Origin of the sequence: Streptosporangium sp. NPDC050284 (assembly GCF_044459525.1) — a bacterium.
Taxonomy (GTDB): Bacteria; Actinomycetota; Actinomycetes; order Streptosporangiales; family Streptosporangiaceae; genus Streptosporangium.
The window spans coordinates 364065-387554 of the sequence record NZ_JBITIZ010000009.1; the positions used below are offsets into that span (position 1 = coordinate 364065).

Annotated in this window: 21 protein-coding genes, 1 pseudogene and 1 riboswitch; of the genes and pseudogenes, 12 read left to right on the forward strand and 10 right to left on the reverse strand. The window is 72.7% G+C overall.

Annotated elements, in window-relative coordinates; translation table 11 throughout:
- Positions 1–17: 17 nt before the first annotated feature.
- Entirely contained in the window at positions 18–557 is a 540-nt protein-coding gene (locus ACIBH4_RS22850; RefSeq protein WP_362511262.1) for a TetR/AcrR family transcriptional regulator, read from the reverse strand.
- A 95-nt stretch (positions 558–652) separates the two neighbouring features.
- Between ACIBH4_RS22850 and ACIBH4_RS22855 the strand changes: the two genes are divergently transcribed.
- Complete coding sequence (locus ACIBH4_RS22855; RefSeq protein ID WP_362765415.1) at positions 653–3166, forward strand: molybdopterin-dependent oxidoreductase; 2514 nt, start codon at positions 653–655, stop codon at positions 3164–3166.
- Positions 3167–3275: 109 nt separating this feature from the next.
- Positions 3276–4199, forward strand: coding sequence for an FAD binding domain-containing protein (locus tag ACIBH4_RS22860; RefSeq protein WP_362511256.1), 924 nt, complete (start codon positions 3276–3278; stop codon positions 4197–4199).
- Between the two features lie 89 nt (positions 4200–4288).
- Here the strand turns inward: ACIBH4_RS22860 and ACIBH4_RS22865 are convergent, their stop codons facing one another.
- Complete coding sequence (locus tag ACIBH4_RS22865; protein ID WP_362511253.1) at positions 4289–4924, reverse strand: NAD(P)H-binding protein; 636 nt, start codon at positions 4922–4924, stop codon at positions 4289–4291.
- Between the two features lie 153 nt (positions 4925–5077).
- Between ACIBH4_RS22865 and ACIBH4_RS22870 the strand changes: the two genes are divergently transcribed.
- Positions 5078–5464, forward strand: coding sequence for a helix-turn-helix domain-containing protein (locus ACIBH4_RS22870; RefSeq protein WP_362511250.1), 387 nt, complete (start codon positions 5078–5080; stop codon positions 5462–5464).
- 268 nt (positions 5465–5732) lie between these two features.
- Here ACIBH4_RS22870 and ACIBH4_RS22875 read toward each other — a convergent pair whose 3' ends face one another.
- A complete protein-coding gene (locus ACIBH4_RS22875) occupies positions 5733–6206 on the reverse strand; it encodes a low molecular weight protein-tyrosine-phosphatase (RefSeq protein WP_362511246.1) in 474 nt (157 codons plus the stop codon).
- A 237-nt stretch (positions 6207–6443) separates the two neighbouring features.
- Between ACIBH4_RS22875 and ACIBH4_RS22880 the strand changes: the two genes are divergently transcribed.
- The 7 genes from ACIBH4_RS22880 (at position 6444) to ACIBH4_RS22910 (ending at position 11329) form a co-directional block, all read left to right on the forward strand.
- Positions 6444–7022, forward strand: a complete 579-nt coding sequence (locus tag ACIBH4_RS22880; RefSeq protein WP_362511243.1) for an IS607 family transposase — start codon at positions 6444–6446, stop codon at positions 7020–7022.
- Positions 7019–7270 (forward strand): helix-turn-helix domain-containing protein, encoded by a 252-nt coding sequence (locus ACIBH4_RS22885; protein WP_362765412.1) that lies wholly within the window; start codon positions 7019–7021, stop codon positions 7268–7270. The genes ACIBH4_RS22880 and ACIBH4_RS22885 overlap by 4 nt, the downstream gene beginning before the upstream one ends.
- Positions 7255–7671, forward strand: a complete 417-nt coding sequence (locus ACIBH4_RS22890) for an RNA-guided endonuclease TnpB family protein (RefSeq protein ID WP_362511237.1) — start codon at positions 7255–7257, stop codon at positions 7669–7671. The genes ACIBH4_RS22885 and ACIBH4_RS22890 overlap by 16 nt, the downstream gene beginning before the upstream one ends.
- 228 nt (positions 7672–7899) lie before the next feature.
- Positions 7900–8328, forward strand: a complete 429-nt coding sequence (locus tag ACIBH4_RS22895; RefSeq protein ID WP_362765410.1) for a TIGR03618 family F420-dependent PPOX class oxidoreductase — start codon at positions 7900–7902, stop codon at positions 8326–8328.
- Complete coding sequence (cbiE, locus tag ACIBH4_RS22900) at positions 8321–9784, forward strand: precorrin-6y C5,15-methyltransferase (decarboxylating) subunit CbiE (protein ID WP_362765407.1); 1464 nt, start codon at positions 8321–8323, stop codon at positions 9782–9784. The genes ACIBH4_RS22895 and cbiE overlap by 8 nt, the downstream gene beginning before the upstream one ends.
- On the forward strand, positions 9781–10524 hold the full coding sequence (gene cobM / locus ACIBH4_RS22905; protein WP_362511228.1) for a precorrin-4 C(11)-methyltransferase: 744 nt from the start codon (positions 9781–9783) through the stop codon (positions 10522–10524). Before cbiE ends, cobM begins: the two co-directional genes overlap by 4 nt.
- Positions 10517–11329, forward strand: a complete 813-nt coding sequence (locus ACIBH4_RS22910) for a cobalt-precorrin-6A reductase (protein WP_399172761.1) — start codon at positions 10517–10519, stop codon at positions 11327–11329. The genes cobM and ACIBH4_RS22910 overlap by 8 nt, the downstream gene beginning before the upstream one ends.
- A 51-nt stretch (positions 11330–11380) precedes the next feature.
- Here the strand turns inward: ACIBH4_RS22910 and ACIBH4_RS22915 are convergent, their stop codons facing one another.
- From ACIBH4_RS22915 to ACIBH4_RS22930, 4 genes and pseudogenes are all read right to left on the reverse strand, one after another.
- Entirely contained in the window at positions 11381–11917 is a 537-nt protein-coding gene (locus tag ACIBH4_RS22915; RefSeq protein ID WP_362765405.1) for an ATP-binding cassette domain-containing protein, read from the reverse strand.
- Positions 11890–12162, reverse strand: a complete 273-nt coding sequence (locus ACIBH4_RS22920) for a hypothetical protein (protein WP_362765403.1) — start codon at positions 12160–12162, stop codon at positions 11890–11892. The genes ACIBH4_RS22915 and ACIBH4_RS22920 overlap by 28 nt, the downstream gene beginning before the upstream one ends.
- Positions 12159–13393, reverse strand: a pseudogene (locus ACIBH4_RS22925) (ABC transporter ATP-binding protein). Before ACIBH4_RS22925 ends, ACIBH4_RS22920 begins: the two are co-directional and overlap by 4 nt.
- A 124-nt stretch (positions 13394–13517) precedes the next feature.
- Complete coding sequence (locus ACIBH4_RS22930; protein WP_362765401.1) at positions 13518–14282, reverse strand: alpha/beta hydrolase; 765 nt, start codon at positions 14280–14282, stop codon at positions 13518–13520.
- Between ACIBH4_RS22930 and ACIBH4_RS22935 the strand changes: the two genes are divergently transcribed.
- Positions 14267–15205, forward strand: coding sequence for a helix-turn-helix domain-containing protein (locus tag ACIBH4_RS22935; protein WP_362765398.1), 939 nt, complete (start codon positions 14267–14269; stop codon positions 15203–15205). The two genes, ACIBH4_RS22930 and ACIBH4_RS22935, sit on opposite strands and share 16 nt — an antisense overlap.
- A 21-nt stretch (positions 15206–15226) precedes the next feature.
- Here ACIBH4_RS22935 and ACIBH4_RS22940 read toward each other — a convergent pair whose 3' ends face one another.
- From ACIBH4_RS22940 to ACIBH4_RS22950, 3 genes are read right to left on the reverse strand one after another with little or no spacing between them, the layout of a single operon-like run.
- Entirely contained in the window at positions 15227–16744 is a 1518-nt protein-coding gene (locus tag ACIBH4_RS22940; protein WP_362765443.1) for a precorrin-2 C(20)-methyltransferase, read from the reverse strand.
- A gap of 20 nt (positions 16745–16764) precedes the next feature.
- A complete protein-coding gene (locus tag ACIBH4_RS22945; RefSeq protein WP_362511215.1) occupies positions 16765–17391 on the reverse strand; it encodes a precorrin-8X methylmutase in 627 nt (208 codons plus the stop codon).
- Positions 17388–19127, reverse strand: a complete 1740-nt coding sequence (locus ACIBH4_RS22950; protein WP_362765395.1) for a precorrin-3B synthase — start codon at positions 19125–19127, stop codon at positions 17388–17390. The genes ACIBH4_RS22945 and ACIBH4_RS22950 overlap by 4 nt, the downstream gene beginning before the upstream one ends.
- Before the next feature lie 21 nt (positions 19128–19148).
- A riboswitch (cobalamin riboswitch) is annotated at positions 19149–19344 on the forward strand.
- Positions 19345–19589: 245 nt separating this feature from the next.
- On the opposite strand from ACIBH4_RS22950, the gene cobN reads away from it, so the two are divergent.
- The gene (gene cobN, locus ACIBH4_RS22955) at positions 19590–23291 is read left to right on the forward strand and encodes a cobaltochelatase subunit CobN (RefSeq protein ID WP_399172765.1); all 3702 of its coding nucleotides are present in this window, start codon (positions 19590–19592) and stop codon (positions 23289–23291) included.
- The last annotated feature ends 199 nt before the right edge of the window (positions 23292–23490 follow it).

Consider the following 23490-nt stretch of genomic DNA (forward strand, 5'->3'; position numbering starts at 1 on the left):
CCATCCGCGGCCGCTCGTCACCGTTCGCCGGGATCCACGAGGACGTCGACGACATCGGAGTATCCGATCCCCTTGTGGGAGAACTGTCCCGCCACCGCGAGTTCCGCGAGGCCGTGGGCGGTCGAGAACAGGGCCATCACCCTGGCCTTGGGCACCGGCCCCTCCCAGGGTCCCTCCATGCCGAGCGCGGTCATCACCTGGTCGATCGCCGTCTCCAGATCCGGGTGGTGCCCGACGACGAACTCCGAGGCGAACACCAGCCGGTATTCCTCGGGGTGCGCGACGGCGTACTCGACGTAGCTCAGGTAGAAGGCCCGCAGCCGGTCGCGCGGGGCCTCGGCCGCCAGGACCGCGGCGGCGACGTGCGCGCTGAGATCGGCGATGACCCGGACGGCGAGCGCCGCGAGCAGGGCGGTCTTGTCGGCGAAGTGCCGGTAGGGGGCCGTACGGGACAGGCCGGCCAGGTCGCCGACGGCGCGTAGCGTCACGGCGTCGAGGCCCTCCTCGCGCAGTAGTCTCAGCGCGCTCTCGACCAGGCGGGTCCTGGTGCCGTCCACCACGTGGATCCCCTTTCCGGGCAGGCTGTGTTGACAACGTCAACGTATCTGGTTGACACTGTCAACATAATGTTGACGACGTCAACTGGAGAGTTATGAAGATAACGGTAAACGGGCTGCCCGCCACGGCGGAGGCCGGCCCCGACGACGCCGCCGTGGACGTCCTGCGCGACGGTCTCGGCCTCACCGGCGCCAAGGCCGCCTGCCGTACCGGGGTCTGCGGCGCGTGCACGGTCATGGTGGACGGCGTGCCCCAGGCGAGCTGCCTGCTGCCGTCCGCCGCGCTGGAGGATCGCGAGATCACCACCGCGGAAGGGCTCGACCACCCCGTCCAGCGGGCCCTCGCCGTCCACGACGGCCTGCAGTGCGGTTACTGCACGCCCGGGTTCGCGGTCGAGGGCGCGGCCTTCGTCGACGCCTGGCGCGCCGAGCACGGCGACGTCGCGCCACCGCGCGAGCGGATCGCCGCGGCCCTCGCCGGTCACCTGTGCAGGTGTGGCGCGTACGAGGGCATCTACGCCGCGATCGCCGCCGCCTGCCGGGGAGAACACGACGGCGCCGCGGGGACACCCGCCAGGGTGGAGGCGATGGACAAGGTCGCGGGCCGCGCTCGCTACACGACCGACGTGCGCCTCGAAGGCCAGCTGGAAGGCGTGGTCATCCGTTCCAGGAGGGCACACGCCCGCGTCACCTCGGTCACGGTGGACGCAGCCCACGTGGTCGACCTGCTGCCGCCCGACCGCACCGTCCGCTACGCGGGCCAGCCCGTCGCCGCCGTCGCCGCCCCCACCCGCCGCGAGGCACTGGCGATCGCGGAGGCCGCCGAGATCGGCTACGACCCGAGGCCCGCCGCGCTCGACGACGCGCCGGACGCCCCGCCCGTCTACGACGAGGAGTCCAGAAAGCACGTCCCCAGCTCCAGTGAGGGGATGGAACTGCCCGGTGCCTGGAACGGCAACGTGCGCGGTCCCTTCACCAGGGCGAGCTGGCGCGGGCGCACCGCCGCCAAGCGGATCGAGGCCGCCAGGCGCGACGCCGACCCCCGCCTGGTGACCGGCACGTTCACCACCGCCGTGCAGGTCCACACCCCGCTGGAACCGCACGCCTGCGTCGCCCACTGGGACGCCGAGGGCGACCTGCACCTGCACCTGTCCACCCAGACCGTGACCATCGCCGCCGAGCAGGCCGCCAAGCGGTGGGACCTGCCGGTCGAGCGGGTCCACATCGTCGCCGACCACGTCGGAGGCGGTTTCGGGGCCAAGGTCGGCGTCACCGTCGAGACGATCGCCGCCGTCGAGCTCGCCCGGGCCCATGGTGCGCCGGTGCGCGTGGTGCTCAGCCGAGCCGAGGAGCTCACCGACGCGGGCAACCGCCCAGGCACCCGCACCACCGTCGAACTGCTCACCGACGACCGGGGCGACCTCGCCGCCCTCACCATGGACGTCCACGGGCACGGCGGCGTGGCCATCGGGTCGGCCGTCGCGCTGATGGCCCGCCTCGTGTACGGCACCGCGCCCCGCAGGCTCCGCGACTACGACGTGGTCACCAACGAGCCGCCGGGCACCCCGTTCCGCGGGCCGGGGGCACCCCCCATGCTCTGGGCGCTGGAGCAGGCGGTGGACGAGGCCGCCCACCGCAGGGGCGAGGACCCGATCGCGCTGCGGCGCCGCTGGGACGGCAACCGCAAACGGCACGCGCTCTACGACCTGGCCGCGGCCCTGCCCGAGTGGACGTCCAGGCCGCCCACCGGCTCCCAGACGGGGCGTTTCCGCCGGGGCGTCGGGGTGGCCGCCGCCAACTGGCTCTACATGGTCGACCCCGCCACGGAGGTGGAGCTGCGCGTCGAGGGTGACGTGGTCGTGGCCTCGACCGCGACCCAGGACATCGGGACCGGTGTCCGCACCGTCATCGCCGGCGTCGTGTGCGAGGAGCTCGGACTGCCCGCCGAGCGCGTCCGCGTCGAGATCGGCAGGACGGGCACCGTGCACGGGCCGCCCTCGATCGGCAGCCGCACCACGGCCTCGGTGGCCCCCGCCGCGCGCGACGCCGCGCGGCGCCTGCGGAAGCTGGGCATGACCGACGGCGCCAGGGTCGTGGGCGGGCGCCGCCGCGACCGGCGCGGCTACGTCACCCCCTTCCCGATGAGCGGCATGGCGATCGGCCGGGGGTTCAGCGGTTCCGTCCACGTCACCGAGGTCGAGGTCGACACCCGCCTCGGCACCGTCAGGCCGCTTCGGGTGTGGGCCGGGATCGCGGCGGGTCACATCTACGCCGAGCGGCCGGCGCGCAGCCAGTGCGAGGGCGGTGTCGTGCAGGGCATCGGCTACGCCCTGTACGAGGAGCGGCTGGTCGACCCGGTCACCGGAAACGTGCTGACCGCCAACCTCGACGACTACCGCATCCCCGGCATCGGCGACACCCCCGAGATCACCGTGCACTTCCACCGCGACGGGTGGGACCACGTCAACGGCAACGGCGTCGGGGTCGGAGAGATCTCCACGGTCGGCGTGGCCGCCTCGGTGGGCAACGCCGTCCACAACGCCACCGGCTGGCGCCCCCACGACCTGCCCATTCGTCCCGACCGGCTCCTCGAAGGGATCACCCGTTGACCCCCTCCGCGCGGACGTGGCCGGACCCGTACCCGGATCCCGGGAGGGGGCGGCCGACGGCCACCTCCCTGGAGCACACCCCCCGGATCCCCACACTGGAAGGCGTTCGATGACCGTACTCACCGACCTCGGCGAAGCCGTACGGCGCGGGGGCGAGTTCCGCGCCGGAGGCACCGACCTGATGGGCCGCCGGGCGGCCGGACCGCACGTGGACCTGCGAGGCCTGCCCGATCTGTCCGGCGTGACCTGGCAGCCGGACGGCTCCGTCAGGATCGGCGCGCTCACCACGGTCTCGCGGGTGGCCCGCGACGCGCGCCTCGGCGCCGCCCACCCCTGCCTGGCGCTGACGGCGGCAGGTCTGGCCACACCCCAGATCCGGGAGGTGGCCACCGTCGGGGGCAACCTGCTGCAGCGCAACCGCTGCGCGTACTTCCGCAACCCGGCCTTCTCCTGCCACCAGAACGGCGGCGACCACTGCCCGGCCCGCGCCGGGCTCTCCCCGAACGCCGCGATCCTCGACAGCGGCCCGTGCGTCGCGCCGCACCCGTCGTCGCTGGCGGTGGCCCTGCTCGCCTGCGACGCCTCCGCCGAGACGCACGGCAGGGCCCCGTTCCCCATCGCCGACCTGTACGGAGACGGCTCCGACCCCTCCCGGGACCACCTGCTTGACCCGGGGGAGATCCTCACCTCCGTCGTCCTGCCGCCGCCCGTTCCCGGGGAGCGGGCCGCCTACCACCGCGCGATCGGCAGGTCCGAGGCCGAGTGGCCGCTGGTGGAGGCCGCGGCGCGGCTGGGCGCCGACGGCGGGAGGATCACCTTCGCCAGGGTGGCCGTGGGAGGTGTCGCCCGCGTCCCCGTACGCCTGCCCGAGGTCGAGGAGGCACTCATGGCGGGCGAGCCCCTCGACCGGGCGGCCGGACTGGCGGCCGCCCGGTGCGCTCCGGCGGCCCGCAACCACTACAAGATCGCGCTGCTCGCAGGGACCGTCCTGGAGGTCCTGGAACGCGCGAGCGGAACCGGCGAGACCCGCTGAGTGGGGCCGGCGCCCCTCCGTGCCGTCCGGGCGCGGCGGTGGCGCCGGTGGGACGCCTCCCCCCGTACGCTCGACGACCTCCTCTTCCGTCAGGCCGCCTCGACGCCGAGGTGCGTGCGGTGGTGCTTGGGGGCGTCGATCTCGTCGAGCAGCGCGATCGCGAAGTCGGCGTAGGAGATGCGGCCGGCCGCCTCGGCGGGGGCCACGCGGTAGCGGCCGGTACGGGTGCCGCGGTGGTCGAAGTCACCGGCCGGGCTGACGACCAGCCAGTCGAGCGCGGCGGGGGCGGTGCGCAGCACCTCGTTTCCGGCCGCGTGCCCCAGGTAGAACGACCGGTACTCCTGCGGGTAGCCGGGCGTGTCCATGAGGAGCGTCCCCGAGGCGGTCTCCAGCACCGACGCCAGGCCGACCACCAGCAGCCTGGTCACTCCCGTCCTCGTCAGCCCGTCGAGCAGGGCGCGGGCGGCGTCGGCGAAGAAGACCTCGTGCGCCGCGCCCGCGTCGTAGACGGAGCTGATCGCGGCGTCGTGACCCTCGGCGAGCCGCGCGACGCCGTTCGCGTCCGTGACGTCGCCGGCGACGAGCCGTACGCCGTCCGTCGCCAGGTCACTGTGCCCGGCCGGGTCACGCACGACCGCGGTGACCTGGTGACCACGCCGGAGAGCCTCGTGGACGGCCGCCCGGCCGCCCCTGCCGCCGGCACCGAAGACGATGATCCTGCTCATTCGCACCCCTCGCGTCCAGGGCCGGACCTGATCGCCGGCCGCTGCCGGGAGGGTAACCGGGCAGCTGGTTACCATCGGGATACCCGGCCACCGGGTGGTTCGGTGTGACGGTCGGCGGTGTTCCCCGACGGGATCCCCGGCTACGGTGGAGCGGTGACAGAGCCCCTCGATCCGGATATGTTCGACCCGGTCTGCCCGTCCGATCTCACGCCCATCCGTTTCGGTGACAAATGGGCAGGGATGATCATCCGCTGTCTCGAGGACGGGCCGCGGCGGTTCTCCGAGCTTCGCATCCCCCTGCGCGGCATCACCGCGAAGGTGCTCACGCGGTCGCTCCGGACACTCGCGCGCGATGGCCTGATCGTGCGCACCGCCCATCCCGCGCAGAGGGTCGAGTACGCGCTGACGCCGCTCGGCCGCAGCCTGCTCGAACCGATGAACGCCGCGTGCGCCTGGGCGCAGGAGCACTGGGAGGAGCTCCTCGACGCCCGAGAGGCGTCCTCCGCCGCTCCGCCGTACGGGCTCGGCCGTACGGGGTAGGTGCCCGGCGGATCCAGGGGGGCCGGTGGCGCGGGCAGGCGAGGTCGGTGCCTCCGGGAAGCGTCCCGGAGGCACGACGCCAGGATGGGCCACTCCTGGAACGGCATCATGAGCGGGACGGGCGCGCCGGGGCCAGGGCCATCTCATGAGTGACGGGGGTCAGTTTGTGATCTACTTTGTAAAGGCGATGGGGCGGTGAAAATCCTCCGCCTGAAGATCTAAACCCTTCGCCGGTCATGGAGGCGAACGCGGAACCGGCGGGGAGACCTCACCTCAGGGTGGTCGCCAGGTGCTTGGCGAGTCCCTCGGAGGCGGCCTTGACCATCTCCAGCACCTCGGTGAAGCCCTCGCGCTCGCCGTAGTAGGGGTCGGGCACCTCGGCGCCCTCAGGGGCGGCGGGATCGAAGGAGCGGAACAGGCGCACGTCCGCGCCCGCTGGGGCGAGGCGGCGCAGGGCGCCGAGGTTGTGGGCGTCCATGGCCAGCACCAGGTCGACCCGGTCGTACCAGTCGCTCAGGAACTGCCTGGCCCGGTGCTCCGAGCCGTCGTAGCCGTGGTCGGAGAGCGTCTCGGCGGCCCGCGCGTCCATCGGGCCGCCCTGGTGCCAGCCGCCGGTGCCCGCGCTGTCGACCGTGACGAGGTCACCGAGGCCGTGGTCGTCGAGGGTTCTCCTCAGTACGACCTCGGCCATGGGGGAGCGGCAGATGTTTCCCAGGCACACCACGCATATGTGATAACTCATGCTTATCAGGATGCCGCCTGCCCGGGGTGCGACGGCAGGGAGAACGGCCACTTCCATGTCGATTGCCGGTCGATCGGCTCCCGGCGGAGTGGCGCGCGGGATCCTGCGGGGCCGCGAGGGGGAGCGTGATCACCCCTGGCCGGTGACCGGGTCCGGAGGCGGACGCGGCTCGGGGTTAGCAACTGCTCAAGATTTTATAGACAAACATAGTCATGTATAGCCGTGTATCATGGATGCGTGAAGCTTTCGGAGTGGGCGCGCCGGCAGGGCGTGAGTTATCAGACCGCTTGGCGGTGGGTGAAGGACGGCAAGATGCCCGTACCCGTCCGCCAGGCGCCCTCCGGCACGTGGATCGTCGAAGAACCACTCAAGCATGTTTCCGGCCACGTGGTCGCGTACTGCCGGGTTTCGTCGGCGGATCAGAAACCGGATCTTGACCGGCAGGTCGCTCGCGTTGTCACCGAGGCCGCAAAGCGTGGCCTGCCGGTGGGCGAGGTCGTCACTGAAGTCGGCTCCGGCCTGAACGGCAAGCGCCGCGAGTTGCACCGCGTTCTGTCCGACCCGCGAGCCACCGTGATTGTCGTGGAACACAAAGACCGCCTCGCCCGGTTCGGTGTCGAGCACCTGCAAGCCGCCCTGTCCGCAACCGACAGGAAGCTGATCATCCTCGATCCGCGGGAGAACACCGACGACCTGGTGCGCGACATGACCGACATGCTCACCTCCATGTGCGCCCGCCTGTACGGGCAACGGGCGGCGAAGAACCGTGCCGCCAGAGCCATCGCCGCAGCGACCGCGAATGAAGGCCAACGATGAAATTCGAGCCGCGGCCCGGTTTCGTGGTTCAGGCATATCGGTTCGTCCTGGACCCGAACGCGACCCAGGAGGCCGCGCTGCGTTCACACTGCGGCGCGGCCAGGGCCGCCTACAACTGGGCTGTCGGCTGGGTGTCGGCGGCGTGGTGGCAGCGTAAGGCCGAGTCCACCTACGGCATCGGGGACAGAGACCTTCGCAACGCTGGCTCAAGGCCAACGCTGAACGCAACCGGGTGCACCACCGCGTGAGCAACCTGCGCGCTAACGCGCTGCACAAGCTCACCACCGGCATCCGTGCCGAGTACGGCACGGTGGTGGTTGAAGACCTGAACGTCGCCGGTATGCTCCGCAACCGGCGCCTGGCACGCAAGATCGCTGACGCCGGGTTCGGGGAGATCCGGCGTCAGCTCACCTACAAGGGCCAGTGGGCAGAGGGCCACACTGTCGTGGCGTCGCGCTGGTACCCCTCCTCCAAAACCTGCTCGGGCTGCGGCGCGGTGAAAGCCAAGCTGCCGCTGCACGTTCGAGTGTTCGACTGCGACAACTGCCCCCTTGTGATGGATCGGGACGAGAACGCAGCCCGAAACCTTGCCGCCCTCGCGGCGACCTGCACCACTGGTACCGGAGTGGCCGGAGACCAGGGAGCGTAAGCTCCGAAACCGCGTGGAGCCGACCAGAAGACCCGCGCTACCACCCGCAGCCGCAAGGCCACGGGTGGGCGGGCAGGTGGCGCAAAACCGACCCATGGTCGGAAGGAAACGCGAGACCGTACTCAGGACACCGAAGCGCAGCCCGCGCTCTGGTGACACCGCGACGGACCTTCCGGGCCGTAATGCCCGGATTACTGATATCCGACTACGGAATCAGCAACGGCTAGCATGTCGCCCGGTAGAGCGGAATCGGGGAAGGGTCGGCTGTTGAAGGATCTCGGGGAGGACCTCCGCGCGTTCTGGCGGGAGCGTCATCTGTGCACGATGACCACCGTGCGCGCCGACGGCACGCCGCACGTCGTTCCGGTGGGGGTGACGCTGGACGCCGAATCGGGGATCGCGAGGGTGATCACCTCGGGTGGCTCGCACAAGGTTCGCCATGTGCTCGCGGCGGGTGACGGTGGGGCGGCCGTCGCGGTCTGCCAGGTGGACGGGCGCCGCTGGTCGACCCTGGAGGGGCGTGCGGTGATCCGTACCGACCCCGAGTCGGTCGCCGACGCCGAGCGCCGCTACGCCGAGCGTTATCGGGTGCCGAGGGAGAATCCCGCCCGTGTCGTGGTCGAGATCCGCCTCACCCGGGTGCTGGGCAATGTCTGAGCCCCCCTCCGCCGATTCCACCGCCGTCGATCCCGTCGATCCCGCCGTTGTCGTCGTCGGGATCGGAGACGACGGCTGGGCCGGTCTGTCGCAGGCGGCGCGACGCGAGCTGCGCGCCGCCGAGGTTCTGATGGGTAGCGCCAGGCAACTGCGGCTCGTCCCGGAAACCGGCATCGAACGCGCTGCCGGGTACGGTGGCGAGTCGGAGGTCGGGCATGGCACCGGCTGCGGTGTCGAACGCGCTGCCGGGCACGGTGGCGAGCCGGGAACCGAACCCGGTGGCGAGCACGGTGCGGGGTTCGGTGGCGAGTCGGGCGTCGGGCAGGAGGCCGAGCCCGGTGTCGACTCCGGTGTCGGCTGCGGTGTCGAGCGCGTCGTCTGGCCCTCGCCGCTCCTGCCCGCGCTGCCCGCGCTGCTCGCCTCCCACCGGGGCCGCAGGGTTTGCGTACTGGCCAGCGGCGACCCCATGTTCCACGGCATCGGCACGACCCTGGTGCGGCTGCTCGGCGCCGGGCGGGTGCGGGTCCTGCCACACCCGTCGTCGGTCTCCCTCGCCTGCGCGAGGCTCGGGTGGGCGGCCGACCGTGTCGAGGTGGTCAGCCTCGTGACGCGTCCCCTCGAGGTGCTGCATCCGGTCGTCCACGAAGGGCGTCGCGTCCTGGTCCTCAGCGCCGACGGCCGGACTCCGGCCCGGGTCGCAGGGCTGCTCGCCGCCCGAGGTTACGGCGCGAGCACGGTGACGGTCATGGAACGGCTGGGCGGCGCCGGGGAACGCGTGGTCTCGGGTAGGGCGGACACCTGGTCGCCGCCCGTGACCCACGATCTCAACGTCGTCGCCGTGGAGTGCCGCGCCGACGCCGGGACCGTCGCGCTGCCGCGCCTTCCCGGCCTGCCCGACGAGGCGTTCGAGCACGACGGGCAGCTCACCAAGAGCGAGGTGCGCGCGGTCACCCTGTCCCGGCTGGCTCCCGTTCCCGGAGAGCTGCTGTGGGACGTCGGCGCGGGGGCGGGCAGCATCGGCATCGAGTGGATGCGCGCGCATCCGGACAACCGGGTCGTAGCGGTGGAGTCGCGTCCGGACAGGGCGGCGGTGGTGGCACGCAACGCCGCGGCGCTGGGCGTTCCCGGTCTTGACGTGGTGACCGGTGTCGCTCCGGCCGCGCTCGCCGGGCTGGAGACGCCCGACGCGGTCTTCGTCGGCGGCGGGGTGACGGTTGCCGGGATGGTGGAGGCGTGCTGGGAGGCGCTGAGGCCGGGGGGCAGGCTGGTGGCGAACGCGGTGACCGTCGAGTCCGAGGCGGTCCTGGCCCGCTGGCACGGCAGGCTCGGTGGCGACATGGTCCGGCTCGCGGTCAGCAGGACCTCCCCGGTCGGTGGTTTCACCGGCTGGCGGCCCATGATGCCCGTCACGATCTGGGCCGTGCTCAAGCCGCCCGCCCTGGAGGAGAAGCGATGACAGTACGTTTCATCGGCGCCGGGCCGGGCGCCGCGGATCTCATCACCGTGCGGGGAGCGCGGGCGATCGCGTCCGCACCGGTGTGCCTGTACGCGGGATCGCTGGTCCCGGCCGAGTTGCTGCAGTCGTGTCCGCGGGGCGCGCGGCTGGTCGACACCGCGAGGATGACCCTGGAGGAGATCGTCGCGGAGATGGTCGCCGCTCACGGGGCGGGGGAGGACGTGGCCAGGCTGCATTCCGGTGACCCGTCGGTGTTCAGCGCGATGGCCGAGCAGATGCGGCGGCTCGACGCAGAGAAGGTGCCGTACGAAGTGATCCCGGGGGTGCCCGCCTTCGCCGCGGCGGCGGCGTCGCTGGGGCGTGAGCTGACGGTGCCCGGGGTGGGGCAGACGGTGGTGCTGACCCGCACCTCGGTGCGCTCCACTTCCATGCCCGAAGGTGAGGACCTCGGCACGCTGGGCCGTAGCCGGGCCACGATGGTCCTGCACCTGGCGGTGCAGCGGATCGAGGCCGTCGCGGCGGAGCTCGTCCCCAACTACGGTGCCGACTGCCCGGTGGCCGTGGTGGCGAGGGCGAGCCGCGACGACGAGGTGATCCTGCGCGGCACCCTGGCCGACATCGCCGGGCAGGTCCGCGACGCGGGGATCCTCCGCACCGCGGTGATCGTCGTCGGACGTGTGCTGACCGCCTCGGAGTTCCCCGACAGCCACCTGTACTCCGACGCGCGCTGCCGTGACTGACCCCGCGCTGAAGGTCCTGATTCTGGGGGGCACCGACGAGGCCAGGCGGCTGGCCGCCGCGCTCGCCGATCGCCCGCGGACGCACGTGGTGTCCTCGCTGGCGGGCCGGGTACGTGATCCGAAGCTGCCGGTGGGGGAGGTGCGCGAGGGGGGTTTCGGCGGTCCCGGCGGGCTCGCGGCGTGGCTGGCGGAGCACGGCGTCCAGGTCGTCGTGGACGCCACGCACCCGTTCGCGGCCAGGATGAGCGCCTCGGCGGCCGAGGCGGCGGCCCGTACGGGCCTGCCGCTGCTGATCCTGCGACGGCCCGGCTGGCAGGCGGCTCCCGGTGACGACTGGCGCTGGGTGCCCTCTTTGGAGGCCGCCGCCGAGTTGCTGCCCTCGCTGGGGGAGCGGGTGTTCCTGACCACAGGACGCCGTAGCCTGCCGGCCTTCGCGGGTCTCGACGGGCAGTGGTTTCTGGCCCGTTCGGTGGACCGGCCGGGGCCGGTGGTGCCGCGACGTCTGGAGGTGCTGCTGAGCCGGGGGCCGTTCACGGTGGACGGCGAGCTGGCGCTGATGCGCGAGCACCGGGTGGAGGTGCTGGTCACCAAGGACAGCGGCGGTGAGATGACCACCGCGAAGCTGCTCGCCGCTCGCGAACTCGGGTTGCCGGTCGTGATCGTGCGCCGTCCGCCGCTGCCGGAGGGGGTGGCCTCGGTGGCGACCGTCGAGGCGGCGCTCGCCTGGCTGGAGAGCGCGACCGGTCCCGCTGCGGGTGCGGGGGGCGGTTCGGGGCGTCGGCTCCGGCGTGCCGGCGAGCTGTGAAGGCCGGTCGGCGTGGCGGTCCCGTGACAGGGGGTGGCGTGATGGGCCGGCTCATTCGCTCGCCGTCGGTGCCATGGAGATCTCCCAGAAGTCGGCGTAGCGGCCACCGCGGCGCAGCAGGTCGTCGTGGTGGCCCTCCTCCACGATCCGGCCGTCCTGCAGGAGGACGACGCGGTCGGCGCGTTGGACGGTTCGCATCCGATGTGCCACCATCACCACCGTCCGGCCCGCCATCAGGCGTTCGATGCCGTCGTTGACGGCCGTCTCGTTCGCCGGGTCCAGGGCGGAGGTCACCTCGTCGAGCAGCACGATGGGCGCGTCCTTCAGCAGTGCTCGCGCGATCGAGACCCGCTGGCGTTCGCCGTTCGAGAGCAGTGTGCCGCCCTCGCCGACGTTCGTCGCCCATCCGTTGGGCAATCGCTCGATCACCTCGTCCAGTCGCGCCGCGATCGCCGCCTGTCGCACCTCGGCCTCTTCGGCGTCGGGGCGGCCGAGACGTACGTTGCCCTCGATGGTGCCGTCGAAGAGGTAGACGTCCTGGAAGACGATGGCGATACGCATCAGTGTCTCGGTGCGGATCGCGCGCATGTCCACGCCTCCCACGCGCACGGCGCCCTCGGCCACGTCATCGCGTAGACCGTGACCGCGGCGCCGAACGCGATGAGCCAGGGCCAGGCGTCGGCGGCTTCGCCTCCGAACAGTGCTCGTAGCACGGGGACCAGCAGCGCGTAGGACAGGCCTTCGGCTATCGCGGTCGTCGTCATCAGGGCCACGGTGCGTCGCATCGGCCGGGCGTACTCGTGTCCGAGTACGCGCAGCAGTGTTCGGATCATCGGGGCTCGTCTCCTCGCGGTGCGCCGTCGTGGGGTTCGATCGTGTCGGCGGTGGCGGATCGGCGGGACCGCCAGAACGCGGCGAACTTTCCTTCGCGTTTCAGCAGGTCGACGGGCCTGCCGTGTTCGGCGATCGTCCCGTTCTCCAGCACCACGACGGTGTCGGCGTCGGCGACCGTCTCCGGGCGGTGGGCGATGATCAGAATCGTCCGATCGTCGCCCAGGGTGGCCAGGGCTCGGCGCACCGCCTGTTCGGTCCGCGGGTCGGCGAAGGCGGTCGCCTCGTCGAGCACCAGGACGGGGGTGGCGGCGAGCAGGGCGCGTGCGATCGAGATCCGCTGCGCCTCTCCGCCAGAGAGTTCGGCGTCTTCGCCGATCACCGACTCGTATCCGTTCGGCAGTTGGAGAATTCGATCGTGGATGTTGGCGAGCCGGGCGACGCGGATCACGTCCTCGCGGTCGGCGTGCGGTACCGCCAGCGCGATGTTGTCCGCGACCGACGCGCGCAGCAGGCGGACGTCCTGGAAGACGAAGGAGATCAGCCGGTGGAGTTCCCGGCCGTCGATCTCGCGGAGGTCGACTCCGCCCAGGAGGACCGAACCGTGGGTGGGTCGAAGAAGCGGGGCAACAGCCGGACCAGCGTTGACTTTCCGCTTCCCGAGGGGCCCACGATCGCGGTGACCGTTCCGGGTTCGAGTACCAGGTCGATCCCGCGCAGCACCTCGTGGTCGTCGGTGTAGGCGAATCGGACGTCGCGCAGTTCCACCCGGTGTCCTCGCGGCGTGACCGGGTGCACGGCGCCGATGTCCTGTCCCACCGTCTTCGTCAGCTCTCCGGTCCTGCGCCGGGAGAGCCAGCCGATCGGTACGCGTCCCAGTCGTGCGGCCAGTCGCCGGCGAAACGACAACTGCACCTGGTCGTCGAGAACGTGTCCGATCGCGGCCGACGCGGCGGTGAACAGCAGCCGGACGAGCAGGCCGGCCGCGCCCGCGATCACGATGGTCCGGATATGGGCGTGGTCGATCGGTCCGGGCGAGAGCAGGGTGCGGCCCAGTTCGACGACTGCGAGCAGCGGTGCCAGGCCCGCGACGGAGCCGATCATCCGCAGGAGGACGACGGCGGCGAAACTCCATCGGTAAGGCCGCAGCAGCTCTGCCAGGCCAGGTCCGGCATCGGCCTCCGGTGGTGGGGTGGACCGTTTCTTCGCCGTGGCGACGGCGGTGGCGTTCATCGCCCTCCCGTCTTCGTCGATCGTGTCGTGACCGGCGCCCGGTGGGTGGGGGCCGGTGGTCGACGGTGGTGGTCGACGGTGGCCGGCAGGCGAGTCCGGTCGGCCACCGTCGGTCGCGAAGGTCTCACTCGGCCAGGGCACGGCGCAGGGCCGCGGCGAGCTCGGCCAGTTGCCGCTGCGAGATCTCGGCGGACAGGATCGCCTGCGATCCGTGGAAGGTGCCGGGCCACTGGTGCAACTCGACCGAGACGCCCGCCTCCAGCAGGCGCAGCGCGTAGCCGATCTCCTCGTCGCGGTTCGGGCAGAACTCCGCGGTGGCGATGTAGGCGGGGGGCAGACCGGACAGATCGGTGGCGCGCGCCGGGGCGGCGTACGGCGAGGCGGGTGTGGAGCCCAGGTAGTGCCGCCACGCCGCGGTGACCTTGTCGCGGGTCATCCAGGGCGTGTCGGTGAAGTGCCGCGCCGACCACGTCTGCTGCCGGTCGTCGAGGCCGGGCTGGTTGAGCAGCTGGAAACGGATTCGCGGCCCTTGCTGGTCTCGCGCCCGCAGCGCCACCGCGGCCGCGAGCCCCGCGCCGGCGCTGTGACCTCCGACCGCGATCCGCTCCGGGTCGATGCCGAGTTCGGCCGCGTGCTCGGATGCCCAGGTCAGCACGGCGTAGGTGTCGTCCAGGGCGGCGGGAAAGCGGTGTTCGGGGGCGAGGCGGTAGTCCACCGAGATCACCACCGCGCCGGCGCCGTCCGCGAGCCGGACGGCCCACGCGTGTTCGGTGTCGAGGTCGCCCATGACGAATCCGCCGCCGTGCATCCAGACGATGGCGCCTTGGGCCCGGGAGGGGCGATAGATCCGCACCGCCACATCCGGGTCGGCGGGTGGACCTTCCGGCACTCGCGCGGGCCTCGGCGGGCCTGGCCGAGTGCGTGACCGGGATCCGGCTGCACGGTGCGGGGCGGGTGTTTCGCATGTCGCCCGACGGCAGTCAGGTGCCCGCCCCGGCGCCGCCGGTGTCCACCATGATGCCGATCACACTCGACGGGGAGGAGATCGGCACGGTGTGGCTGGAACGCCCCGGCCCGCCCGGACCTCTCGACGAGCTGCTGCTGGACCGCCTCGCGATCGCCGCCGCGGCGGTCGTGGAGAGGTACGGCCCGGCCCGCACCACCATGGCCGATCCCGCGCTCGTCGAGCTGGTGATCAGCTCCGACAGCGATGAGGCCGCCAGGGCACGAGCCCTGCGACTCCTGGGTTTCGCCGCCGACCTGCCGATCCGCGTCATCGCGGTGCGGTCGCGGCGTCCGCTCGACCAGGTCGGTGGCCTGGTCTGCCCGGCCCGTCCGGTGAAGGCGGCGCCGGTCGCCGACGTGGGCGTCATCCTGGCCACCACCGTGGATCCGGCCGGGTTTCCGGCGGGCGTACGCGCGGGCATCGGTGCCGCGGAAAGCCCTGACCGTTCCTGGAGGGAGGCCCGCACCGCCCTTCGCTTCACCACCGCGCGCCGGCCGGTCGTCCACCACGACGACCTGGGCGCTCTGGCGCTGCTCGCGCGGATACCCCCGGACGCCGCGCGAGACAACGCCGACGTGAGCGCGATCGCCAGACTGGCCGGCAATCCGGAAGATCTGGACACCCTGGACGCCTACTGCGCCACCGGGTCCCTACGCCGGGCCGCCGACCTTCTCCACCTGCACCACAGCAGCGTCTCCCGCCGGCTCGAACAGATCGGAAAGACCCTGGGCGTCGAACTCACCGAGCCCGCCGGGCTGATGCGGGCCGGACTCGCCCTCACCACGTGGCGGCTCCTCGACGACTGAGGAGGAGCCGCCACGTCCGGGTCAGGCGGGATAGCGGCGGGGGGTGAACACCACCCGGTCGCCGTCACCTCGCTCGACCACCCGCGTGGTGGACGAGCCCACCAGCAGCAGGCAGCGCATGTCGATCGTGCCGGGGTCCAGGTCGCCGAGGGTGGTGACGGTCATCTGCTCTTCGGCCCCGCCGACATCGCGGCCGACGACCACGGGCGTCTCCGGCGCCCGGTGCTCGAGCAGCAGGTCCCGCGCGGCGGCCACCTGCCAGGTACGGCTCTTCGACGCCGGGTTGTAGAGGGCCAGGACGAGATCGGCCTTCGCCGCGGCGCTGATCCGCTCGGCGACCACCTCCCAGGGTTTGAGCAGGTCCGACAGCGACAGCACGCAGTAGTCGTGGCCGAGGGGCGCACCGGCCCTGCTCGCCACCGCGTGCGCCGCGGTCAGGCCGGGCAGCACCCGTACCGGCACGTCCGCGAACCTCGGCTCGCACGCCACCTCCAGCACCGCGCTGGCCATCGCGAACACCCCGGGGTCGCCCGAGGAGACCACGGCCACCCTCGACCCGGCCGCGGCCAGCTCCAGCGCGTGCGCGGCCCTCTCGGCCTCCACCCGGTTGTCGGTGGGGTGGCGGCGCTGGCGCGGGTTGGGCGGGACGCGGTCCAGGTAGGGGCCGTACCCGACGAGTTCGTCGACCTCGGCGAGCGCCTCCTGCGCCTGCGGGGTCAGCCACGGACGCCCGGCGGGGCCGAGTCCCACCACGACCACCTCGCCGCGCGTCCTCGCCTCGCCCGGTGTCCCGGTTACGGCGGCGGGCGCGGGGCTCGACGCGTTGACGGGGCTCGGGATCAGCGCCAGCGAGAAGTACGGGACGCTGCCGGGGTCGACCTCGGCCAAAGGCGCCAGGCGCTGCTGTCCGGTGGTGGCGCGCTCGACGTACCAGGCCTCGTCGAGACGCCCGGCCTCGGCCAGCGCGTCGCGGACCTTGGTGAAGGTACGGCCGAGCTTCAGCACCGCGGCCGAGTCGGTGGCCGCCAGGCGCTCGGCGAGCACCTCGGCGGGAAGCGTCCCCGGCAGCACGGTCAGGACCTCGTCCCGCTCGACCAGTGGGCGTCCCAGCACCGCCGAGGCACCGCTCACCGACGTCACGCCCGGCACGACCTCGGTGACGTAGCGGTGCGACAGACGCTTGTGCATGTGCATGTACGAGCCGTAGAAGAGCGGGTCGCCCTCGCACAGCACCACCACGTCGCGTCCGGCGTCCAGATGGGCGGCCAGCCGCACCGCGCAGGCGGCGTAGAAGTCGTCGATCGCCCCCTGGTAGCCGCCGGGGTGGTCGGTGGTCTCGGTGGTGAGCGGGTAGATGAGCGCCTCCTCGACCTGCCCCTGCCGCAGGTAGGGGGCGGCCACCGAGCGGGCGATGCTGCGGCCGTGGCGGGCACTGTGGAAGGCGATCACGTCCGCCTGGCCGATCAGGCGGGCGGCCTTGACGGTCACCAGCTCGGAGTCACCGGGGCCGAGCCCCACGCCCCACAGCCGTCCGGTCACGCGTGCGTTCACGTCGTCGCTCATTCGTCCTCGCTCGCCATCGCGTTGACCGCGGCGGCGGTCATCGCGCTTCCGCCTCGGCGTCCGTTCACGACGAGGTATTCCAGCCTCGCCGGGTGCTCGGCGAGGGCCTGCTTGGACTCGGCGGCGCCGATGAAGCCGACCGGGACGCCGAGCACGGCGGCCGGGCGGCCCGCGCCCTCCTCGACCATCTCCAGCAGCCGGAACAGCGCGGTCGGCGCGTTGCCGATCGCGACCACCGAGCCCTGGAGCCTGTCGCGCCACAGCTCCAGCGCCGCGGCGCTGCGGGTGGTGCCCAGCTGGGCGGCGAGCTCCGGCACCCGGGGGTCGCCGAGGGTGCAGATCACCTCGTTGCCTGCGGGGAGGCGTCGCCTGGTCACCCCCGAGGCGACCATCATGGCGTCGCAGAGCACCGGGGCGCCCGCCTGGAGCGCCTCGCGCGCCGAGGCCACGACACCGGGCGACCAGCGCAGATCGCCCACCAGGTCGACCATCCCGCAGGCGTGGATCATACGGACCGCGACCCGGGCGACGTCTGCGGGCAGGCCGTCCAGGTCGGCTTCCGCGCGGATGGTGGCGAAGGAGCGGCGGTAGATCTCCGCGCCGTCGCGGACGTAGTCGATCACAGTTCCCCTCTGGCGGCCGCCACCGCGGCCGCGGTCTCCTCGATGCCGGAGCAGGTCAGGGCGGTGCCGTCCAGTTCCAGGCGGTAACCGTCACCGGTGGCGATCATGTCCGCCACCCGTCCCCTCGGGCGGCCACAGCGCCTGGCGCAGCCCGCCCAGTGCACGGGGAGCGTATCGGTGCCCGGCCCCATCGTGGACGGCGGGGCCACGAACGGTTCGCTCCCGGACGGTTCGCCCCTGGACGGCTCACTCCTGGACGGTGAGGCCACGCCGAGTTCGTCCCCGGACGGTGAGGTCGTGGACGGTTCGCCCTTGGACGGCGGCTCACCCCCGGGTGGCGAGGCCGCGGAGGGCTCGCTTCCGGAGAGCTCTCCTCCGGAGAGCTCGCTTCCGGACGGCGAGGTGAAGCCGATGGCGGTGGCGGCGTCGGCCTGGACGTCGGCGAGGGACTTGGCGCAGCCGGGGCGGCCGGTGCAGGCCGTCACACCGATCCAGGGGGAGGCGGGGTCGACGACCAGTCCGGCGGCCTCCAGACGGGCGGCCGTGCCCGTGACCTCGGCGCGGTCCAGGCCGGGCAGGACCACACCGCGCCATGGCGTGAGCCGGATCTCCCCGCCCGAGGCGGCGTCGGCGAGCATCGATGCCAGCGCGGAGGTCAGCCGCCCCAACGGGATCGCCACCCCGAGCGCCGCCCGCGTGCCCTCGTTTCCCGGACCGCCCGTGTCCCTGTCTCCGTGGCCTGCGGCGTCTCCGGGACCCGTCTCTCCTGTGGCGCCGGTTCGGTTCCCCGGCCCGTCCGCGCTCTCGACGACGCCGACCGGCCCGGAGGTCACGACGCGCGGTCTCACCGGTTCGAATGGGGGTGTGTCGGGGAGTCCGAGAGTGGTTCGTATCCGGGCGGTGATCAGGGAGGGGCCGTCGGGAAGTTCGGCGATCCGCCAGGCGGTGACGTCCCGGGTGGCCAGCTCGTCGAGGAACGCCTCGGCGGCGGCGAGCAGGACAGTCACGGCTTCGTCGAGCGGTACGCGCAGGCCGGTGTCGGTTCCGGCGAGGAGCAGCGCCGCCTCGTCCGGCGCCGTGGGCAGGATCGTGGCGTCCGCGCCCAGGCCGGCCACGTCCCCCCGGCCGTCGTCGAGGGCGAACATGAACCGTCCCGGCAGGGCGGCGAGGGCCGGGCGAGCACACAGCCGTCGATCCAACTCGCCGATCAGAGGGGTGACGTCGGCGATCCCACGGCCGTCCGGATGGTTCGTCCCTTTCATGCCGTTCGGTCCGTTCGGCCTGCTCGGCTCGTCGATTCCGCCTGATCCAGCCGGTCCAGGTGGTCCGTCGAGTTCGCTCGGTTCGGCCGGTCCAGCCGGTCTGTCGAGTCGGGCCGGTCCGGCCGGTCCGTCCACTCCGGTCAGGGGGGAGGCGAGGATGTTGCGGATCCGCTCGTGTGTCGCCGAGGGCAGCAGACCCGCTCTCGCCATCCTTGCGGCGAACCCGTTTCCCGTACCGCTTCCTGGATCCTCCGGCCCGAGACCGCGTACCTGGACGTTCGCCCGGGAGGTGAGCTCGATGACGCCGGTGCCGTACGCCGTGGCGGCGTCGGCGAGTTCGCGCAGCTGGGAGGGGGTGAGACGACCTCCGGGTACGCGGACGCGGGCCAGGCCGCCGTCCGCGGCGGCGTGGACCTGGAGCGCTCCGGGGCACGCGTCGAGTCGCGATCGTCCGGAAAAGTCGGCAATGGACACTCAGAGGATGTTAATGCCAGTTTCTTGCAATGCCCCGGACTGCCGTAGTGTCATCGATGGCGACGGCAAGGGAGGAAGCCGGTGTGAATCCGGCGCGGTCCCGCCACTGTAACCGGGGAGCGAACCCCACCCGGGCCACTGTCCGACGAAGGACGGGAAGGCCGGGGTGAGCACCGATCCGGGAGCCAGGAGACTCCAGCCGTCGTGGCCGACGACGACCCGGGGCGAGGACCCCGAGGGAGGAAGCTCCGTGCGCTCTTCGCCGTTCCCCCGTTACACCGCGACATCGCCGTTCCCCCGCTACGACGCGGCATCGTGGTCTTCCCGTCACGACGCGGCATCGGGGTCGCCACATCATGGTGTGACACCGCCGTTCCTGCGTCACACCGCGACGTCGCGGCTCTCCCGCCGCATCGCGGCTCCCGCGGGCCGTACCGCCACTCCTCTCCCGGAGTGTGGCGCGTGATCCTGCTGCTCTCGACCTCCGACACCGACCTGCTGAGCGCCCGCGCGAGCGGCGCGGACTACCGGCTCGGCAACCCCGCCAGACTCGCCGCCGCCGACCTCCCGCCGCTGCTGGAGGGCGCCGACCTGGTCGTGGTCCGCCTGCTCGGCGGGCGCCGCGCCTGGGAGGAAGGGCTGGACGCCCTGCTCGCCGGACCTCGGCCCGTCGTCGTCCTCGGCGGCGAGCAGGCGCCGGACGCCGAGTTGATGGAGCTGTCCACCGTGCCCGGCGGGGTCTGCGCCGAGACGCACGCCTACCTCGCCCACGGCGGCCCGGCCAACCTGACCGAGCTGCATCACTTCCTGTCCGACACGCTGCTGCTCACCGGCCACGGGTTCGCCGCGCCCGAGCCCACCCCCACCTGGGGAACGCCGACGCGCGAGACGCGCGGCCAGGACGGACCCGTCGTCGGGGTGCTCTACTACCGGGCCCACCACGTGGCGGGGAACACCGCCTTCGTCGAGGCGCTCTGCTCGGCGATCGAGGACGCGGGCGCGCGGGCACTGCCGGTGTACTGCGCCTCGCTGCGCACCGCCGAACCCGGCCTGCTGGAGGTCCTGCGCACGGTGGACGCCCTGGTGGTGACCGTGCTCGCTGCGGGCGGCACCCGCCCGGCGACCGCGTCGGCGGGCGGGGACGACGAGGCCTGGGACGTCGGCGCGCTCGCCGAGCTGGACGTACCGATCCTGCAGGGATTGTGCCTGACGAGCAGCCGGGCCTCCTGGGAGGAGAACGACGACGGCCTGTCCCCGCTGGACGCCGCCACCCAGGTCGCGATCCCCGAGTTCGACGGGCGGATCATCACGGTGCCGTTCTCCTTCAAGGAGATCGACGAGGACGGGCTCACCGTCTACGTGGCCGATCCCGAGCGGGCCTCGCGGGTGGCGGGCATCGCGGTGCGCCACGCCGCGCTGCGGCACATCCCGCCCGCCGAGCGGCGGCTGGTGCTGATGCTGTCGGCCTATCCCACCAAGCACGCGCGCATCGGCAACGCCGTCGGCCTGGACACCCCGGCCAGCCTGGTACGGCTGCTGGCCGCGCTCCGCGAGCGCGGTTACGACATCGGCGCCGAGGACGAGCTGCCCGGGGTGAGCGGGCAGGACGGCGACGCGCTCATTCACGCGCTGATCGCCGCGGGTGGGCAGGACCAGGACTGGCTCACCGAGGAGCAGCTCGCGGGAAACCCGGTGCGCATCGCGGCGAGCCGGTACGCCGAGTGGTACGCCACCCTCCCCGCGGACCTGCGCGTCCGGATGGAGGAGCACTGGGGCCCGGCGCCCGGCGAGCTGTTCGTGGACCGCTCGCACGATCCCGAGGGCGAGATCGTGCTGGCCGCGCTGCGTTCCGGCAACGTGGTGGTCATGGTGCAGCCGCCGCGCGGCTTCGGCGAGAATCCCATCGCGATCTATCACGATCCCGACCTGCCGCCCAGCCACCACTACCTGGCCGCCTACCGCTGGCTGGCCGACGGCTTCGGCGCGCACGCCGTGGTCCACGTGGGCAAGCACGGCAACCTGGAGTGGCTGCCCGGCAAGTCGGCGGGCCTGTCGGCCTCCTGCGGCCCGGACGCCGCGCTCGGCGACCTGCCGCTCGTCTACCCGTTCCTGGTGAACGACCCGGGCGAGGGCACCCAGGCCAAGCGCCGCGCCCACGCCACCCTGGTCGACCACCTCGTCCCGCCGATGGCCCGCGCCGACAGCTACGGGGACATGGCCAGGCTGGAGCAGCTCCTCGACGAGCACGCCTCCATCGCGGCGATGGACCCGGCCAAGCTGCCCGCGATCCGCGCCCAGATCTGGACGCTCATCCAGGCCGCGAGGCTCGACCACGACCTCGGGGTCACAGGCCGTCCCCACGACGCCGAGTTCGACGACTTCCTGCTGCACATCGACGGCTGGCTGTGCGAGGTCAAGGACGTTCAGATCCGCGACGGCCTGCATGTGCTGGGAGCCGCTCCCGAAGGGGAACCGCGCGTCGACCTGGTCCTGGCCATGCTCCGCGCCCGGCAGATGTGGGCGGGCGGCGAGGCGCTCGTCGGGTTGCGCGAGGCCCTGGGCCTGGCCGAGGACGGCAGCGCGGGACGGATCGGCGTCGACGACGCCGAGACCCTGGCCCGCGCCCTGGTCGAGGCGATGGAACACCGCGGCTGGGACCCGGCCGCGGCAGGGGAGGTGACCGCCGAGGTCCTGGGCCGGGCCGACGACACCGGCCACAACGACTCCAGCGCCTCGACGGGCTCGGCCGGAGTGACCGGTCGGGACGGCGGATCCGGGGCGTCCGTCGCGGCTGACGCACGCGGCGCGGACCTGGGGGAGGTGGAGCGGATCCTGCGGTTCGCCGCCGTCGAGGTCGTGCCCCGGCTGGCGCGCACCACCGACGAGATCGACGCGATCCTGCACGCCCTCGACGGCGGCTACGTGCCCGCCGGGCCGAGCGGTTCGCCGCTGCGCGGGCTGATCAACGTGCTCCCCACCGGCCGCAACTTCTACTCGGTCGACCCCAAGGCCGTGCCGAGCAGACTGGCGTGGGAGACCGGCCAGGCGATGGCCGACTCCCTGCTGGAGCGCTACCGCGCCGACACCGGTGACTGGCCGCGTTCGGTCGGGTTGTCGGTCTGGGGGACCAGCGCGATGCGCACCGCGGGCGACGACGTCGCCGAGGTGCTGGCGCTGCTGGGCGTGCGGCCGCTCTGGGACGAGGCCTCGCGCCGCGTCACCGGCCTGGAGCCGATCCCGGCCACCGAACTGGGCCGTCCGCGCGTGGACGTCACCATCCGGATCAGCGGCTTCTTCCGCGACGCCTTCCCGCACGTCGTGGCGATGCTGGACGACGCCGTACGGCTGGCGGCCGGGCTGGCCGAACCCGAGGAGATCAACTACGTGCGGGCGCACGTGCTCGCCGACCAGGCCGAGCACGGAGACGAGCGCAGAGCCACCATGCGCATCTTCGGCTCCCGGCCCGGGGCCTACGGCGCCGGGCTGCTGCCGCTGATCGACAGCCGCAACTGGCGCGACGACGCCGATCTGGCCGAGGTGTACGCGGTCTGGGGCGGCTTCGCCTACGGCAGGGGCGTCGACGGCGTTCCCGCCAGGCAGGACATGGAGACGGCCTACCGCAGGATCGCCGTGGCGGCCAAGAACGTCGACACCCGCGAGCACGACATCGCCGACTCCGACGACTACTTCCAGTATCACGGCGGCATGATCGCCACAGTCCGGGCGCTCACCGGCAAGGCCCCGGCGGCCTACATCGGTGACAGCACCAGGCCCGACGCGGTCCGCACCAGGACGCTCTCCGAGGAGACGTCCAGGATCTTCCGCGCCAGGGTGGTGAACCCCCGCTGGCTGGCCGCGATGCGCAGGCACGGCTACAAGGGGGCCTTCGAGCTGGCCGCCACCGTCGACTACCTGTTCGGCTACGACGCCACCACCGGCGTCGTCGCCGACTGGATGTACGACAAGCTGGCCGCGACCTACGTGCTGGACCCGGAGAACCAGGAGTTCATGGCCAGGTCCAACCCGTGGGCGCTGCACGGGATCGCCGAGCGGTTGCTGGAGGCGGCAGGGCGGGGCATGTGGGAGCATCCCGACCCCGCCGTCCTGCGCGATCTGCAGGAGGTCTACCTCAAGTCCGAGGGAGATCTGGAGGGCGGCGTCTGACCGGGGCGGCTCCGCGGTTTCACCGGGCTCCACGGGTTTCACCGTTTCGGCGATGTCCGGCGAGAACCCTTGGCGTGGGGCCCCCCCCCCCGGGGGGGGGGGGGGCCCCCGCGGGGGGGGGGGGGGCCCGGGGGGGGGGGGGGGGGGTGCCGCGCGCGGCTCCAATCGCGGCGGGGGGAGGGCCGCGGGGAGAGTAACA